We start from the raw sequence: 17,068 nt of genomic DNA, 5'->3' as shown, positions 1-17,068 counted from the left end.
CTCCTTTTAAGTTTGCAGATTAGGTTAATACACCAGCTCAGGGTACAGGGTTCCAAACCAGAACAGCAGTATAATGTAAATCGTTGAACCGGATAAAAAAGCCCAGTCCGGCCTCTTCATCCGCAAATAGGACAGCTTGATCTTCTTCACCTTCGGATTGCTGAGACCGTAGCTGAATCCGCGTGTCTCCAGTGCTTCAATCGTGGTTCGCGACCGTTTGGCTGTATTGAGCATGAGCGGGTAGAAGACCAGCACCACAATCCGCAAGTAATACGCAGCTGTTCTCCAGTAGAACACCCCGTGACGATGCGGTCTTTGCCCCCTGAGTCTGAAGGACAACAATATCTGGTGGAATTCTTCCAGCAAAGTAGGCAGAATACGATAACCGTAAGATAAACTAAATGCAAAGGCATCAGGTATGCCTAAGGATAAAAGTCCGTCACTAAGCCGTTCGGGGTCCAGACTGGAGAATACAGTGATGCTCGCCAGTGAAATGACAGAAAGCTTCAGCGTCAACGTTAACATTGGCAGCAGGGATTCACTCCCCCCTCCGAAAAAAAGCGTCAGCACGAACATCCAGCCGATCTGGCCGGTCAGGCCAAGGCACAGGATACAGATGATTAGCGGACTAACCCGTGACAGGACAGTTGTTATGACCATGAACACGAACATTCCTAATAAGATTGTCCGGTTATGCACAAACCAGGGCACGATGGCAAAAAACAAATACCATAACAGCAGTGTCCGGGGGTCAAGCCTGCCCAGAAAGGTAGCGCTGTTGTTATACGCGGTTCCCAGTAATTCCAGCTTGATCTGTTCTACAGAGATCCGGTCCAGCGCTTTTTTAACAGCCTCCATAGATTCCGGCCACCTCCTTCTGTAGCTCCACTTGGCTCACAAACTCGTCCAGGCTGCAGCAAATGCGCGGCAGGCCGAGTATGCGGCTTAGCTTCATTAATTGTGTCTCTGCCAATCCGGCACGCCTCAAGAGCATTCCGTCAGCAAATATTTCATCCTTCGTTCCGTCAGCAATGATCTGTCCCTGATGCATAACAATAATTCTACTGGCCCATTCAGACACAAGCTGCATATCATGAGTGGCGATTACCACCGTCTCCACATGGCTCCGCAATGTCTCAAGGACGCTAACCATTTCCTGCTTGGTCGAAATATCCAGATTCGCGGTGGGCTCGTCAAGCAGCATAACTGCAGGGCGGACAGCGGCACCGATTGCCAGGGATACCCGCCGCTGCTGGCCGCCGCTCAGCAGACGGGCATCCCGCTCAGCGAGCTCACTAAGCCGGAACGCCTGGAGCATCTCTTCTACTCTCCGGTCTGTATCCGCTAACTTCCGGGCCTTCAGATAATAGGAGATTTCTTTGCGTACAGAATCCTCGATAAACATATCCTCCGGATTCTGAAATACATAAGCAACCGTACCGGACAGGCGCTCGGGCGGCACACCATTGACTTCTATGCCTTTCACATTAACCGTTCCTGAGGAGGGTCTGGCAATACCTGAAATCAGTTTCATTAAGGATGATTTCCCTGCACCGTTGTTACCGATAAGGGCTACCGATTCCCCGTGTTTGAGCTCCAGCTTTACCCCGTTCAAAACAGGATGAAGTGTCTTGTGAATCGTGCGGTACGACAGGTGAACATCCTTCATTTTAACGATAGAATCCACATCTCCTACGCCTGTGCGGATCTGCCCGCAGACTGGATAGGCGGACCCGGCCTGCCCAGCCGGCCCTTTACGGCGGATCATCCGGTCAAGCCCCTCTTCAGGGGTCAAAGGGAACTGTCCTGCATTCCGGTCATTCTCCTCCAGCATCCAGACAGCTCTGGTCACATCCGGCGGATAAATGCCAAGCTCCAGCAATTCTTGTACAGAGGACAAAGCATCACGTACCGGCTTCTGCCAGCGTATGGATCCTTTATCCATTAGGATAACGTTCCTGCAGTATTCTGCTATAAATTCGGCATGGTGCTCAATGACTACGATGGTCTTCCCGTGCAGCTCATTCAATTGCCGCAGGATATCATAGATATGACGTGCATGCTGCGGATCAAGCTGGGCTACCGGCTCATCTATGACCAGTATTTCCGGATCCATTGCCAGTGCTCCCGCAAGAGCCAGCAAGTGCTTTTGCCCACCGCTAAGCTGCCAGATAAATTCATTTCTCAGTTCGCTAAGTCCGGTCAACGCCAGCGCCCGTTCTCCCCGTTCCTTGTAGTCCGCAAAACCATAGTTCAGCGGGGTAAAAGAAACATCATCAAGCACGGTTGGACGCACCAGCTGGTTCTCGAAGTCCTGATAGACATAACCGATATGCCTGGATAGTTCAGCGACACTCCGCCCTTCCGCCGGTTGACCGCAAATCACCGCTTCTCCGGTGAAATCTCCTGTGTAATAATGCGGGATTAATCCATTGAAGCATTTACAGAGTGTGGATTTGCCGGATCCGTTGCTGCCGATCACGGCAACAAAATCCCCTTTCTCCAGTTGCAGGGATACATCCCGCAGTACAGATTGTTCCGCCCCCGGGTAAGTAAAGGACACTCCTCTAAGCTCCAGGACCAGTTCATGCATCTGCCTGTCCTCCTTCCTGACGCCTGCGTGCAGCACGCCGGATTAGCGATAGAATGGTCACAACCGCAATGATGACGGCAACCAGCATGCTCAGCCAGATCAGCTTTTCCTCACCTGATTCAGCCCAGGCAAATTCAAAATCACCGAAGTTCCAGCCTGATTCCGACAACAATTCAGAACCTAGCGCAACCATGATCAGAATCGTACCTGAAATGACAAGCTTTGGCGACAGCCAGACCCCGGATGCATATTTCATATTCCGCTCACGCGGCTTCATGCCGAGCAGCGGCTCAATCTTGCCGTACAAGCGGGGAACCAGATACATCGTAGGCAGAAGGGCGAACAGAATGCCCGAGAACAGCACATCATTCAGAAATCCGACACCTTCGATGATGACGATACTTTCCGCCAGACCCTTAACCGCTTCCAGTTCCTCCACACCGACCCATACCTTCAAGATATCTACCGCTGAGCTAAAAAACTGGTGAATCGCCACTCCGGTAATTGCGGCTGCGCCTACCTGTCTACGGTTCTTCGGATCGGATACCATAAGGCCTGCTGTATACATCGCAAGAGAGAAGGTAATGAATTTCTCCAGTTCGCCCAGTCCGCCGAATTGACCCAGCATCAGCTCACCAAAGATCACTTCGCCGACAGCCGCTCCAACAGCTGCATACAACGGGTGAAACAGCATACATAAGGTCAGAGGAATGAAAGCGAAATATTCAATCGACAATTCAACCGGACCCAACTGGATGCTAGGCACCAGCTCCGTAAACATATTAGACAAACCATAAAGCGACATCGACAGCACAAAAATCATCATTTTTTGAGATTGGGTCAGCGTGTAGCGGGTCTTTAACGTGCTCATAAACAGTTGGCCTCCCTACAGGAATTTATCTTTATTATAAAAAGGCCATGTCAGCACAGGTTTTTCCATTTGTTAAGCCGGAGTAATATTTTTTTCAGAATTTTTAACGCTGTAAAAATATTTACAACATCTTCAAGCGTTATATTGTGTAAAAAGAGCACATCCGGAGGAAACGCATATGTATAAAGACTGGAATCACCGCCCGTTCTCACCCAACCAGCGGATCATCGCCGATTTTATCCAGAAGAATGAGCAGCGGGTTGTCTATATGACAGAGCAGGAAGTTGCTGACGAGCTCCATTTGAGCATCGCCTCCGTCTCACGTTTCTGGAAAGCAGCCGGCTACAAGCATGCCAAGGATTTCAAAAACCGGCTACGGTTCCGGTTCGAATCTACGCCCTCGGTTAAAATGCGTGACGCAATGGAGCGATCCGATGATAGTTCACTCCCCCAGCTGCTGCTGAATAATTCCCTTCACCATCTGCAGGAGACACACCGTTATTTGAATGAGACGTCGCTGCAGTCCGCGGTAAACAGTCTGTCTGCTGCACGGATTGTATATGTTTATTGTCCCGGCCCCTGCGGCGGACTGGCTGAACTGATGATCTACCGGATGGCGCGCTTTGGTCTTCAGATGAAGCGGATGGCTCCGAGCGGCCATGAGCTGCTGGAGACCCTAATGCATGCTGACAAACAGGATGTGGTACTGGTTTTTGGATTTGTGCAGCTGTTACCTGAAATCGAGGTGATTCTGGACCATTCACGGGAGGCAGCTTATCAGGTCATTCTGATCACTGACAGACTTGTATATCCCCGTTCACAGGATGCAGATATCGTGTTGTATGCCGGAAGAGGCGAGGTTTGGGAGTTTCATTCAATGGTCGGCCCTATTTATATCATTGAGAATCTGATTCTCGGTGTAGGACTGGTCAACCGGGATCATAACCTGAGCAATCTTGACAAGCTCCAGCAGCTGCGGGCGCAGTATGGAGGGAAGCTTCCGCGTACCTGAACCCGCAATAATAAAAAAAGGACCCGAAGGTCCCCGCTAACACGCTTGCCGCTTATAAATATTTACTTATATAGTCCTTCCCCTCCGGCTTCACCTTGTACATATATACCGGTCTGCCTACCGCGCCGTAGCTGAGCTCCATCTCCAGAATGCCTGCCTCGGTCAGAAAAGCCAGATATTTGCGGACAGAAATCCGCGAAATCGGCGCCTGGCTGCTGATATCTTCAGTGGAGAATACCGGGTTCTGCAGCTGCTTAATCGTATCCCAGATGCTCTCCAGTGTGCCTTCGGTAAGACCTTTGGGCAGGCTCTGCGCCCCACTCTTGTCTTCTTCAGCCTCCGGAGCGGAATGGCGCAGCAGCTTATCCAGCTGTTCCTGGCTCAGATGTTCCTTGTGCATTAACCGAAAGTCTTCGCGGTATGCCGACAAAGCCGCCTGAAAACGGGCAAACTCAAATGGCTTGATCAGGTAATCCACAGCCCCGTTCTGCAGCGCCTTACGGATGCTTGCATTATCGCTGGCGGCGGAGATCACAATGATATCCGCCTTGCTTCCCTGCTCCCGGAGCGTGGACAACAGCTGAAGCCCGCTGGTACCGGGCATATAGATATCCAGCAGCAGGAGATCGATCTCCTGTTCCGCCAGCATCTTCAAGGCCTCATCTCCTGAAGCCGCCCAGCCCGCGAACTCGAAGCCCTGGACCTGTTCGAGATAATGGCGGTTGAATTTCGCTACCATCGGGTCATCTTCTACAATCAGCACTTTAATGTTCATTGGCTCTCCTCACCCTTTGCAGCATATGGCACATCAACGATGAACGTGGTTCCCTGCCCGCCGCCGCAGGCGGCAATCTGAAGATGTCCCTGCAGTTTATCTACACTCTTCCTGACCAAATACAGTCCGATTCCCCGGTGTTCCCCCTTGGAGGAGAAGCCCTGGACGAATATCTGCTCCCGGAGTGCCTCCGGAATCCCCGGGCCGTTGTCGCTAACCTCACACAGCAGCCTTCCCTCTTCATAGTGAAAAGCAAGCCCGATCCGCTTATTACTGTGTACATCTCTGCCGTGTACATCTCTGCTGTATACATCGCTGCTGTGTTCATCAGGTCCCGGGCCGCCCAGCGCTTCCATCGCATTGTCCAGCAAATTCCCGGCAATCGTAATCAGCTCATGAATAACCTGCGAATCTGCCGATTCCGGCAGATAACTGTCCGCAGTCAGCAGCAGTTCAATTCCCGTCTCGCGCGCCCGGCTCAGCTTACCCAGCAGAAAACCCGCCATAGCCGGGTCCTTAATCTGTCTCGTGATGGCCCCGATCTCCTGCTGGTAGTTATTTGCCGTTCCCAGAATATACTGCTGCAGCTCGTCATATAAGCCCATATGCGTCATGCCCATAATCACATGCAGCTTGTTCATGAATTCATGGGCACCTGCCCGCAAGGCGTCTGCATAGACAGAAATACCCGACAGCCGTTCGGCCAGAACTGCCAGCTCAGTCTTGTCACGAAATGTAGCGATGGCTCCGGCAATCTCGCCGCCTACGCGGACCGGCAGGCTGCTTACGAGCAGGGAGATACCGCCCAGCTCCAGCTCCTGGTCCTGCCTGCCTTCCCCGCTGGCCAGCACATGCTCCAGACGCAGCTCTGGCCAATAATCGGCAATCTGCCGGTTTACAACAGCGCCGTTGATCCCTGCCGCCTTGAGAAGCCGGTGCGCTTCCATATTGATAAGCGTAATGCGCGCTTCCTGGTCAATCGCAATAATCCCCTCGCGAATGGACTCCAGCATGGCGCTGCGTTCCTGCAGGAGTCTGGAAATATCGGCAGGCTCCATGCCGAATATCATTTGCTTGATCCTCCTGGCCAGAACAAAGGCGCCTCCGGCTCCAAGCAGCGCGCCTGAGACCAGAATGGCAATAATCGTCCATTCATTCTGCCTGACCAGACGCTGCACCCTGTCCATCGACAGTCCAGCTACTACGACCCCGAGCTGATGACCTCTGCCGTCAAAGACCGGCACGAATGCCCTCAGCGAATTTCCGAGCGTTCCTGTTCCTTCGGAGATGCTCTCTTGTCCGCGCAGCGCAGCCTCCTGCCCGCCTCCCACGAAGGGCAGCCCAACCTTGTAGGCATCCGGATGAGAATACCGGATGCTGTTCATATCCATCACCACTACAAACAATATATCATTGCGGCGTGTAATTTTGGAGGTATAGGCTTGAATCCCCTTGCTGTCCCCTTTGCTTAAGCCCTCTGAGAGCAGCGGCATCAGGGCAATCGTGCGGGCAATCGTAATGGCCTTATCCTCCAGCGCATGCCGGGTCTGGGGAATAATCTGATTGCGGAATATAATATATAAGACCAGCAGCACCAGGACTACGACGGCAGATACCATCACCGCTACCGTTGTCCTTAGGCTGTAGCTTTTTTTCTTGGCCAAGGATGCCATGCCTCCTCATAAATAACATTTGTAGCAGGATATCCCGGCTAGATCCAAGCCGGTTCAGCACCTGCACCCGGATCTGTTCAGCTCAAGTTATCTTGTTATGCTTAAGCCCGGCTCCTTGCTTAAGCAACCGCCGCAGCACCAGCCAGCTCCCCAGCGGAGCCGTACCCAGGAGCAGCATTAGTAGAGTGACAGCCTGCGGGGACTGATTGACCGACAGCACAGCGATGAACACAAGCAGCCCCGTCAGCCGCCCTGTCATTAGACTCAACTCCCTCAGCACAACCAGCTCCACCCGTTTGCCGGCACTCTCTTCAGAGACACCCATCAGGTCGAAGCTGGTAGACGTCATCGGCAGCATATAGAGCGGGATACACAGCGAGGTTCCAATTCCCATAATTAACAGCGCGGCGTAATTCACCTTCCACATAAGCGGCAGAATGAACGCGATCAGCAGCAGACTGCCGGCCAGCATCCCTTTGGAACGGGTTCCGGGCTTGAACCGTTTACCCGCCACATAGTAGCTGATCAAAGAAACGGCCGAGGTTATCAGCGCGAACTGCCCAACCTTACTCTCCTGACGGGCCGCAATATAGACCAGCAGTCCGATCAGGAACGAGAATACGCCCTCCCGTACTCCCTGGAACAGCAGTGCCGCCGCAGCGGGCCGCCATGGACTCTCCTTGCGGCTAAGCTCGCGCCAGGGTTCCAGCCACAGGTAGGTTCCGCCGCGAGGCCGCTTCTCCAGCCCAAAGCTGATTACAGCAGCCACTCCATAGACACACAGTGACAGGATAAACACAATACGGTAGCCCTTGTCCCCGTGCCATAAGGAGATCAGACTACCGGATACCCACGGACCGACGATGCCCATCAGCGAACCCAGCAGTCCCATCCAGCCGTTGAAGAAATCGCGGTTGCCCGCCTCGGTAATCTCAAAGAAAACAATATTAAAAGCCAGCCAGTAGAACCCGATCGAAAGACCGAGAATGAGTCCCAGCGGCCAGATATAATGCACCGCTTCTCCGCGCAGCCAGAGCACCAGCAAATAAAAAAAGCCCGAAACGGCAATTCCCAGCCGCAGGGCATTCATTTTGTTATGCTCCTTCACCCATTTGCCGCCCAGCCAGAAGCTTAGTCCGACTGCGAGCTGCTGGGCAACCGTAAACCAGCCGATCATGGCGAAATTCTGCCGGCTTTTCCATAAATATACGTTCAAAAAAGTACCTGCCAGCACCGTTGCCAGCAGGTAAAGCCCGCCCACGGCAAGCAGCAGCGCTACCTGGTTCCGTAATAACCTCCTCATGCTATACCTCCCTGCTATTCTGGACATCTCATGTAAACATAACATGTCCAAATTACAGGGAAAGCATGAATTTCAAGCTTATTCCGATGCAGTGCTGAGATTGCGTACAAGCTGAATGCGGTCTTCCTGCGCCAGGCTATGCTGCACATGGAAGCAGGAAGGACATACGAACAGATTCAGCGAGAATGGCGGCTTAAGCACCGGTCCACCACCAAGCGCTTCTGGCGTTGCCGGGGAAAATCCGCTTACCTGCTGTGTGCCCGAGTGAATCATCAGCTCATGGCATTGTGGACATTCTGGCGCTTCCAGCTGCGCAGCCAGCAAGCTGGAGACACTCTGCTCATAACGCGTCAGATCATAATCATCGCCGAACTGGACCAGGGTATTAAATATGGGAACCACACTATCCTGGTCACCTTCGTCATCCCACAGACCCTCGTCACTGACCTCTTCATCTACGGAAGCATCCTCTGGGTCTACCTCTTCATCTTCAAGATCGTCAGCGCCTATTGTAATTGTGCGGTAACCGCTAAGCTCATTATTGCAATGAGGACAAGTGTCCTCCGGACCAAACTCCTCATCCCATACAATCTCGGTATGGCACCAAGGACATACTGTCGTTTCCATCTGTATAATCTCCTTCGTTCCTCACATTAGGTTCAATTCAGTGCATCAATAAATATATAATCCCGGCCGCTATAAACGCCAGAGCGGAAATGAACAGAACCCGAACCAGAATCTTCATATTTCCCTGCTCCCTAAATTAAAATATAGCAGCACCGATGACATAGGACAATGAAACGGAGATCAGCATTGCTGTCAGTCCCACGGCCCGGTTATCCGCGGCAATCTCGTCATCAATCGAAAAGACGGGGGTTAGAAATTCAAACAGGAAGTACGCCAGCAGCAGCAGGAGGAAACCCACAGCCGACCATTTCATCGTCTCATAGATCGATGCTCCCGCTTCAATGCTGAAGCGCAGAATATTGCAGATGCCGAAGATTTTGCCCCCGGTTGCCATCGCTACGGCCACATTCCCCTTGCGGATTTCTTCCCAGCAGTTGTATTTAGTCACCATTTCAAAGAAGGACAGGAATACCACCAGACCCAATATGGCCACTGTGAAGTAGCCGAGCAGCGCTCCCAGCGGATGATCCAGCAAAAGATCAATATTATCTTGCATACTTCCCCCTCTTTCTGCCGGACGCTACTGCAGTTCAGCCACGGTTACGCCCGCGCCGCCTTCGTTGTAATTCCCGAGCCGATAGCTTTTGATATGCTTATGCTTGCGCAGATATTCCTGAATCCCCGTCCGCAATACCCCCGTGCCTTTGCCGTGGATAATCGAAATCTGCCCCAGATTGCCGAGGAATGCTTCGTCGATGAAACGGTCGGTTTCCATAATGGCCTCTTCCAGATTGGCCCCGCGCAGATCGAGCTCGATGCGGACATTCTCATCCCGCGTACGCTTGACTGTCGTAGCCCGGCGCAGAGCCGGGGGAGGCGAATCCGGTGCGGAGGCCAGGAACTCCAGATCACTCAGATTAACCTTCATCTTCATGATGCCGAACTGCACCACGGCTTCCTTGGCACCGCTCAGCTCTACAACAAGACCCTTCTGATTCACATTAGCCACCTTGACTTCATCTCCGGGCTGAATCTTCCGCGGCGCCTTGGTACTGCTGCGGGCGATAACCTTCTTGCGCGGTGCAGGCTCCGCTTCATCCAGTCTTCGGCGGGCTTCGATCAGCTTATGCTCCTTGACGGACGCCCCTTCCTCCATTGCCAGGCGGCGGAGGTCACTGATGATCTCCTCGGCTTCCTTACGCGCCTTGGCGAGAATATCGCTGGCATCCTTCTCCGCCTTCTCCAGACGTTTGTCGCGCTGGCCTTCCAGCTTCTCCAGCTCCAGCTGCTGCCGCTTGCGGAATTCTTCCGCTTCGCGGCGCAGACCCTCGGCCCGTTCACGCTCATTCTCTGCGGTGAGGCGGTTCTCTTCCAGGGAAGCGATCATGTGCTCGACGCGCATGTCTTCTTCCTTGACTTCGCCGCGCGCATGCTCAAGAATGGCATTCGGCAGCCCGAGGCGCTCGGCAATGGCGAACGCATTGCTTCGTCCCGGCACACCGATCAGCAACCGGTAGGTAGGACTCAGGCTGGCCACATCAAACTCCATACTGGCATTGATGACGCCTTTGCGCTCGTAGGCGTAAGCCTTCAGCTCGCTGTAATGCGTAGTTGCCACCATCCGGCATTCTGTACGGTGGATATTCTCCAGAATGGCAATCGCCAGGGCCGATCCCTCCGCCGGATCCGTTCCTGCTCCCACTTCATCGAGCAGAATCAGACTCTTCGGCGTCATTCTCTTCAGGATGGAGATAATATTGGTCATATGGCTGGAGAACGTACTTAAGCTCTGCTCAATACTCTGCTCATCGCCAATGTCGGCATAGATCGCATCGAAGACGCACATCTGGCTGCCTTCCTCTGCCGGAATGAACAATCCTGACATCGACATCAGGCTGAGGAGACCGATGGTCTTCAGGGTAACCGTCTTCCCGCCGGTATTCGGGCCGGTCACGATAATCGAGCTGTAATGGTTGCCCAGCTCCACATCCAGCGGCACGACCTGCTCCGCAGGAATGAGCGGATGGCGCCCTTTGCGCAGGCGCAGGTAGCCGCGGTCATTCATACGCGGCTGGGTAGCCTTCATGTCACGTGCCAGGCGTGCCTTGGCGAAGATGAAATCGAGTTCCCCGAGAATATCGATATCATAAGCCATCTCTTCGGCAATATCGCCGACAAGTGCCGTCAGGCGATGCAGGATGATCTCGATCTCCCGCTCCTCGCGCAGCCGTGTCTCGCGCAGCTTGTTGTTCATCGCCACAATCGATTCCGGCTCAATGAACAGCGTCGCCCCGGAGCCGGACTGATCATGCACAATGCCGCCGAAATGGGCACGGTACTCCGCTTTGACCGGAATGACAAACCGGTCACCACGGATCGTCACAAGCTGATCCTGCAGCATCTTCGATACCGAAGAGGAGCGGATCATGGAATCCAGCTTCTCGCGGATGCGGGTCTCGCCGCCGCGCAGCTCCCGGCGGATGGAGGCTAGCTCTGTACTGGCCGAGTCCATTACATCCGCATTCTCGTCAATACACAGGCGGATGGCATCCTCCACATGCTTCTGCTCCGAGAGCAGATCGCTCTGGGCGAAGAGAGTAGGAATCTTCTCATCCTCATGCATCGCCCCGAGGAACCGCTTCACTCGGCGGGCTCCGCCGATGGTGTTGCCGACAGAGAGCAGTTCCACGGTGCCGAGCATTCCGCCGATCGAAGCGCGTTTCAAGGCGGGCTTGATGTCAGTCACACTGCGGAAGGAAGGAATCCCCTTCAGCCGGTCAACATTAGCAGCCTCATCCGTAGCCTGCAGGAGCAGCTTCACTCCTTCGAAATCTCCGGAGGGCTTCAGCGATTCGGCAGTCAGTCGTCCCATTGGTGTCTGCGTATACTGCATCAATTTATTTAAAATCTTGCGATATTCAAGCGTATGCAAAATTTTGTCGTCCAATTACTGTCACAGCTCCCTTCATAGATGGTTACATTATACCTAATTCAGCCCATTTTCGCTATTTGGGTATGATTTCTGGGCATAGAAAAGCGGCTGCGGGCCACAATAACAACGCACATATCCTTACGCGAACGCCAAAGGAGGTTAATTTAGGTGAAATTCTTAGGTCATGTGGTACGTTTCGTGGTCGCTGCAATCGTTCTGATGGTGGTCGGCTGGATTGTCCCGCAGTTCACAGTCGGGGGATTCTGGAGCGCTCTTGTGCTTGCGCTGGTTATAGCTCTGCTCGGCTGGGTGGTTGAAGGCATTTTCGGCAAAAAAACAACACCCTTCGGCCGCGGTATCGTCGGTTTCCTGGTCAGCGCACTGGTGATCTGGATTGCCCAGTTCATTGTGAGCGGAGTCAGTGTCACCATTCTTGGAGCGCTGCTCGCAGCCCTGGTCATTGGCATTATCGACCTCTTCCTGCCGGTATCCACTCCGTTTGAAGCGGCCAAGTAGAACCGGCTAAACCGTCCTTAGGGGACGGGTATCCGTTTCAGCACACAACGAAACCCCCAATCCCCGGATTATACCGGATACTGGGGGTTTGTTGTAATTAAAAAATTTTTTAAACTAATAATTACGCATAGGACACCATCGGATCATCGCCATGGGTGACAGCAGCCGTGACGACAGCATTTTTGCCGCCACGCTTGGCACTGTAGAGCGCTTCGTCCGTCTTGCGGAACAGCATTTCCTTGCCGTCCCCCAGCTGATAATCGCAGAACCCGATACTGACCGTAATCGGCTTGCCTCCGGCGTATGGATGCTCCATAGCAGCTATACCTACCCGCATCTCCTCGACGGCAGCATAGGCTTCCTGAAAGCTTTTATCCGTAAAAATCACCGCGAACTCTTCCCCGCCGTATCTCGCCGCGAAATCATTCAACCCGATCAGACCATTCACCTTCGCTGCCACCTCCTTAAGCACGAGATCGCCGACCCAGTGTCCGTACGTATCATTGACACGCTTGAAGTTGTCGATATCAAACAGCGCCAGTTGCAGCCTCAGCCCGTTGCTCGAGCACTGCTCCAGCAGCGAATCCAGATATTCATGAAAGGTTTTGTGATTGTACAGGCCGGTAAGCGCATCGGTCTTCAGCAGCTTGTCGGAAATCGCCCGTTCCACCATCAGCCCCTGCTCCGACTTGGTCAATTGCTCCAGATATTCGCGGGTCTCACGGGCCCTGACAATGACAGCCTGCGTCATCACGGCGAACACAATAAACGCACATTCTACGATCAGAAACTCCAGCAACGGTTTGTCCAGCAACGGCCGCTCAAGCCCGAAATAAATTCCGCTATAGAATAGCGTGCTAAATACCCCGAGATAGTGCAGCACCCGCTGGTCGAAATAGATCAGGGCAATCATAATCGGCATCATAAGTGTCATCTGGGCACCGTCTACAAAAGGTTCCAGCACAAAATACATCAGATAAGAAACGATAAACCCGCTGATCACAATGGCCTGCTTATGATAATGCTGCGACTTACGCAGCCAAATCTCGGCGGAAGCCATAGCTATAATGATCATCAGATTACAGGCGATGAATAAGTGGCCCTTACTGGGAATGAGGATGGTCTTAGTTTCAAAGGAGTGGGAGGACAGCATAAAAATAAATTGGGCTGCCAGCATACAGAGCACAACAATCCAGTATCCGTTCAATATTCTGCGGTGCCATTTCTCCGCACTTTGCGATTCGTGGGCTAAAATAATGTGGATCCCCTACTTCTAACCAAATTATATAAAGTTGAAATTATAATAGCTTTAATTATAATAAATTTTAATTGTTTTTGCATCATTTTTTTGCAATTTTCGACAAAGTTTGGAGTCAGCTTCCGGTCAAACAATTCCTCACAGATTATCCAAGACAACCATCGTGATTTAAGCTATGCTAATGACACCTGTTATCAAAACTCTGAGCATAAGCTTCCGAAGCAAGTTCTGTACGAAGAAGTTCAGCAGGTCTATGCCCACAAACCTTTTAGGAGGCTACTAATGATCAGGAAAGCGGCTATTCTTTGTTCTATTGTATTTGCACTTCTGCTTACGGCTTGCGGAACCGGCACGGACAGCAGCAATCCTGGCGGCGCTAACAGCTCGGCTGCTGACACCAATCTTACGGCGGAAGAAGAAATCGTCATTACAGCAACCAACTACAGCTTTGACCAGAAAGAATACCGTTTGAAAAAGGGAGTACCGGTCAAAATCATCTTCAAAAATGAAAGCGGCAACCACGGCATTCTTGTGCCTGAGATGAAGCTGCGGCTGGATGCCAAAGATTCCTCCAAGGTGATTCTCCCCGAGGAGGCGGGAACCTTCGAGGTCACCTGCGCGATCATGTGCGGCTCCGGCCACAGTGAGATGAGCGCCAAGATTATTGTCGAATAAGCGGCTCTATAGGCACAGCAAACAGCCGGCCAAGGTCAACATGGGACTCAGTCCCATTGTCCTTAACCGGCTGTTTTGGCTGTTCTGCTGAAATTGTTTAACCTGCTGGTGCTGCCGTTATTTCACACCCTTGCTGCGATTGGAAATATCCAGCCAGACGGCAATGACCAGAATCGAGCCTTTGACGACATACTGCCAGAAGGATTCAAGTCCCATCAGCGACATTCCGTTATCCAGCGAGGTCATCACCAGTGCCCCGATAATGGCGCCGATGACTGTGCCGGCTCCGCCCATCAGTGAAGTGCCGCCAATGACGCAAGCGGCGATAGCATCCATCTCAGCCATATTACCCGCAGTGATAGTGGCCGAGGCCAGGCGTGAGGTCAGCACGATGGCGGCGATCGAGCCCAGCAATCCGCTCAGCACGAAGATCAGCATGGATTTGCGCTTGATGTTAATGCCGGAGAGGCGTGCCGCCTCAATATTGCCCCCTATTGCATAGATATGACGGCCGAAGGTGGTCTTGGTTGACAGGAAATAGAAGATGACTGCCAGGACAATTACGAAAATAATCGGGAATGGAATCCCCTTGTAATTGTTCATCACGGCTACAAAAGCCACCACCAGCAGGGCAAGTCCGGCCACCTTGGCGATGTCCAGGCCCAGCGGGGCGATTTCGAAGCCGTATTTCTTGCGGGAACGGCGTTTATTGAACGCACTCCAGAGCAGTAGTCCTACTGCGATCACACCAAGGATGATACCGAAGCCCGGAGCAAAATAAGCATTGCCGAGCAAGGCCAGCACCGGATCAGACACCGGAATGGTCATCGACTCCGTCACACCCATCAGCACGCCGCGGAACACCATCATCCCCCCCAGGGTTACAATGAAGGCGGGGATCATTTTATACGCCACCAGCCAGCCCTGAATCAGGCCCAGCACGGCACCTGCGGCCAGTGTACCAAGGATGACTACAATAGCCGGCAGCTCCAGCCAGTTGCTGAGAATTGCTGCCATGCCGCCGGTCAGTCCGACGATGGAGCCGACAGACAGATCGATATGCCCTGCCACAATGACCAGCACCATGCCGATGGCCAGAATGGAGGTCACTGACATCTGCGTGAACAGATTGGACAGATTCCGCGAAGTCAGGAAGGTCGGATTCAGTACTCCGAACAGCACCCAGATCAGTATTAATGCACCCACCATCGTATAGGCACGCATATCCATTTTGCCGAACAAGCCGCGTAAGCGCGATCCTCCGGCTGCCGGAACCGCTTCAGGTTCCTTAAGCTCTTTTTGCAACTGCATCTCTATCTACCTCCCGTAGCGGCCAGCATAATATTCTCCTGCGTCGCTTCCCGCCAATCATATTCCCGTACGAACTGCCCTTCACACATCACCAGAATCCGGTCGCTCATGCCCAGTACCTCCGGAAGCTCCGAGGAGATCATAATAATGGCCACTCCCTGCTCTACCAGCTGATTCATCAAATTATATATTTCGTACTTCGCCCCGACGTCGATGCCCCGGGTAGGTTCGTCCATAATCAGAATTTTGGGGTCTGACATCAGCCACTTGCCGATAACGACCTTCTGCTGGTTCCCCCCGGACAGTGTGCCTACCAGCGTCTCCAGCGAAGCTGTTTTCGTCTTCAGATCCTGCACGTACCGGTCTGCCCACTTAATTTCCTCATTCTCATTGATGACCCCCAGCCTTGCGACTTTGCCCAGTGTGGCTAAAGTGGTGTTACGTTTGACATCCATTCCCATGACCAGTCCCTGGCGTTTACGGTCTTCCGTAACCAGGGCAATCCCCGCCTTGATCGCATCGGCTATAGAACGGATCTTAATGGCCTTGCCTTCAATCAGCACCGTTCCTTCGGCCCGGCCCCCATAGGCGCCGAACAGGCTGCTGACAAGTTCCGTGCGTCCGGCGCCCATCAGCCCGGCAATGCCCAGTATCTCACCTTGACGAAGGCTGAATTCAATATCGCGGAGCACCTTCTGCTGGCGCTTCTCCGGGTGCCATACATTATAATCTTTGACCTCAAGCACCTTGTTCCCAGGCGAATGCTCCACGCGCGGATACCGCTCCGTGAGCTCACGTCCAACCATTAGGGATACAATCTGATCGTCATCTGTCTCACTGCGGTCAAGTGTAGCTACCGTCCGCCCGTCCCGCAGCACGGTGATCGAATCAGCCAGTGCGAACACTTCAGGCATTTTGTGTGAAATATAGACACAGGTTACCCCTTCGCGCCGCAGCTGGTTCAGAATGCCCATCAGGATAGACACCTCGCTCTCGGTCAGAGCTGCCGTCGGTTCATCCAGAATGAGAATCTTGGTATGCTTGGAGAGTGCCTTGGCGATCTCCACCAGTTGCTGCTGGCCGATGCCGAGATTACCGATCTTCGTGTCCGGAGACAGATTCAGCCCGACCTTCTTCAGCCATAGCGAAGCCTGATGATAGAGCTCATTCCACTGGATCGCCCCGCGTCTGACCGGTTCAGCTCCCAGGAAAATATTCTCTCCGACTGTCATTTCCTTCACGAGTGCCAGCTCCTGATGAATAATCGCGATACCGGCCTTCTCCGCATCCGTTATTCTATGAAACGACTTTTTCTCCCCATTGATCAGGATTTCTCCGCCGTACGTCCCCGCCGGGTACAATCCGCTCAGTACCTTCATCAATGTGGATTTGCCCGCGCCGTTCTCGCCGCATAAGGCGTGAATCTCCCCTTGCTTGACCTTGAAGTTCACATGGTCCAGCGCCTTAACACCGGGGAATGTCTTGCTGATCTCTACCATTTCAAGTACATTCATGCCTTCCG

The 17,068-nt window shown here is 52.9% G+C and carries 15 protein-coding genes; 3 read left to right on the top strand and 12 right to left on the bottom strand.

Annotated elements, in window-relative coordinates; genetic code table 11:
* Positions 1–24 precede the first annotated feature (24 nt).
* The 3 genes from R50912_RS09080 to R50912_RS09070 are packed head-to-tail and all read right to left on the bottom strand — an operon-like array spanning position 25 to position 3,464.
* Positions 25–858 carry an energy-coupling factor transporter transmembrane component T family protein gene (locus R50912_RS09080; RefSeq protein ID WP_042135075.1) on the bottom strand — a complete coding sequence of 278 codons (834 nt, stop codon included), beginning with the start codon at positions 856–858 and terminating at the stop codon, positions 25–27.
* Entirely contained in the window at positions 845–2,593 is a 1,749-nt protein-coding gene (locus R50912_RS09075) for an ABC transporter ATP-binding protein (protein WP_042234138.1), read from the bottom strand. The genes R50912_RS09080 and R50912_RS09075 overlap by 14 nt, the downstream gene beginning before the upstream one ends.
* A complete protein-coding gene (locus R50912_RS09070; RefSeq protein ID WP_042234137.1) occupies positions 2,586–3,464 on the bottom strand; it encodes a DUF8171 family membrane protein in 879 nt (292 codons plus the stop codon). Before R50912_RS09070 ends, R50912_RS09075 begins: the two co-directional genes overlap by 8 nt.
* A 178-nt stretch (positions 3,465–3,642) precedes the next feature.
* Here R50912_RS09070 and R50912_RS09065 point away from each other — a divergent pair, with 178 nt between their 5' ends.
* The gene (locus R50912_RS09065; RefSeq protein WP_042234135.1) at positions 3,643–4,476 is read left to right on the top strand and encodes a MurR/RpiR family transcriptional regulator; all 834 of its coding nucleotides are present in this window, start codon (positions 3,643–3,645) and stop codon (positions 4,474–4,476) included.
* 52 nt (positions 4,477–4,528) lie between these two features.
* Here the strand turns inward: R50912_RS09065 and R50912_RS09060 are convergent, their stop codons facing one another.
* The 6 genes from R50912_RS09060 to R50912_RS09035 form a co-directional block, all read right to left on the bottom strand.
* Positions 4,529–5,251, bottom strand: coding sequence for a response regulator (locus R50912_RS09060; RefSeq protein ID WP_042234133.1), 723 nt, complete (start codon positions 5,249–5,251; stop codon positions 4,529–4,531).
* Positions 5,248–6,915: a DcuS/MalK family sensor histidine kinase gene (gene dcuS / locus R50912_RS09055; protein ID WP_156123036.1), complete on the bottom strand. Its 1,668-nt coding sequence runs from the start codon at positions 6,913–6,915 to the stop codon at positions 5,248–5,250. Before dcuS ends, R50912_RS09060 begins: the two co-directional genes overlap by 4 nt.
* A 91-nt stretch (positions 6,916–7,006) precedes the next feature.
* A complete protein-coding gene (locus R50912_RS09050) occupies positions 7,007–8,227 on the bottom strand; it encodes an MFS transporter (protein WP_042234131.1) in 1,221 nt (406 codons plus the stop codon).
* A 78-nt stretch (positions 8,228–8,305) separates the two neighbouring features.
* Positions 8,306–8,854, bottom strand: coding sequence for a hypothetical protein (locus R50912_RS09045; RefSeq protein ID WP_042234129.1), 549 nt, complete (start codon positions 8,852–8,854; stop codon positions 8,306–8,308).
* Positions 8,855–8,990: 136 nt separating this feature from the next.
* Positions 8,991–9,410: a DUF350 domain-containing protein gene (locus tag R50912_RS09040; RefSeq protein WP_042234127.1), complete on the bottom strand. Its 420-nt coding sequence runs from the start codon at positions 9,408–9,410 to the stop codon at positions 8,991–8,993.
* Between the two features lie 24 nt (positions 9,411–9,434).
* Complete coding sequence (locus R50912_RS09035) at positions 9,435–11,801, bottom strand: endonuclease MutS2 (RefSeq protein WP_042234125.1); 2,367 nt, start codon at positions 11,799–11,801, stop codon at positions 9,435–9,437.
* A 153-nt stretch (positions 11,802–11,954) separates the two neighbouring features.
* Here R50912_RS09035 and R50912_RS09030 point away from each other — a divergent pair, with 153 nt between their 5' ends.
* Entirely contained in the window at positions 11,955–12,302 is a 348-nt protein-coding gene (locus tag R50912_RS09030) for a phage holin family protein (protein ID WP_042234122.1), read from the top strand.
* Between the two features lie 121 nt (positions 12,303–12,423).
* Here R50912_RS09030 and R50912_RS33200 read toward each other — a convergent pair whose 3' ends face one another.
* Positions 12,424–13,509: a GGDEF domain-containing protein gene (locus R50912_RS33200; RefSeq protein WP_052416144.1), complete on the bottom strand. Its 1,086-nt coding sequence runs from the start codon at positions 13,507–13,509 to the stop codon at positions 12,424–12,426.
* Positions 13,510–13,842: 333 nt separating this feature from the next.
* Here R50912_RS33200 and R50912_RS09020 point away from each other — a divergent pair, with 333 nt between their 5' ends.
* Complete coding sequence (locus R50912_RS09020; protein ID WP_042234120.1) at positions 13,843–14,235, top strand: cupredoxin domain-containing protein; 393 nt, start codon at positions 13,843–13,845, stop codon at positions 14,233–14,235.
* A 117-nt stretch (positions 14,236–14,352) separates the two neighbouring features.
* Here the strand turns inward: R50912_RS09020 and R50912_RS09015 are convergent, their stop codons facing one another.
* Together R50912_RS09015 and R50912_RS09010 are read right to left on the bottom strand one after the other, a co-directional pair.
* Entirely contained in the window at positions 14,353–15,546 is a 1,194-nt protein-coding gene (locus R50912_RS09015) for a sugar ABC transporter permease (RefSeq protein WP_042234118.1), read from the bottom strand.
* A gap of 2 nt (positions 15,547–15,548) precedes the next feature.
* Complete coding sequence (locus R50912_RS09010; protein ID WP_042234116.1) at positions 15,549–17,060, bottom strand: xylose ABC transporter ATP-binding protein; 1,512 nt, start codon at positions 17,058–17,060, stop codon at positions 15,549–15,551.
* Between the last annotated feature and the right edge of the window lie 8 nt (positions 17,061–17,068).

Origin of the sequence: Paenibacillus sp. FSL R5-0912 (assembly GCF_000758605.1) — a bacterium.
Lineage (GTDB): Bacteria > Bacillota > Bacilli > Paenibacillales > Paenibacillaceae > Paenibacillus_AQ.
Note: the sequence above shows the minus strand (reverse complement) of the source record. Positions and strands in the feature narration are given on the sequence as shown.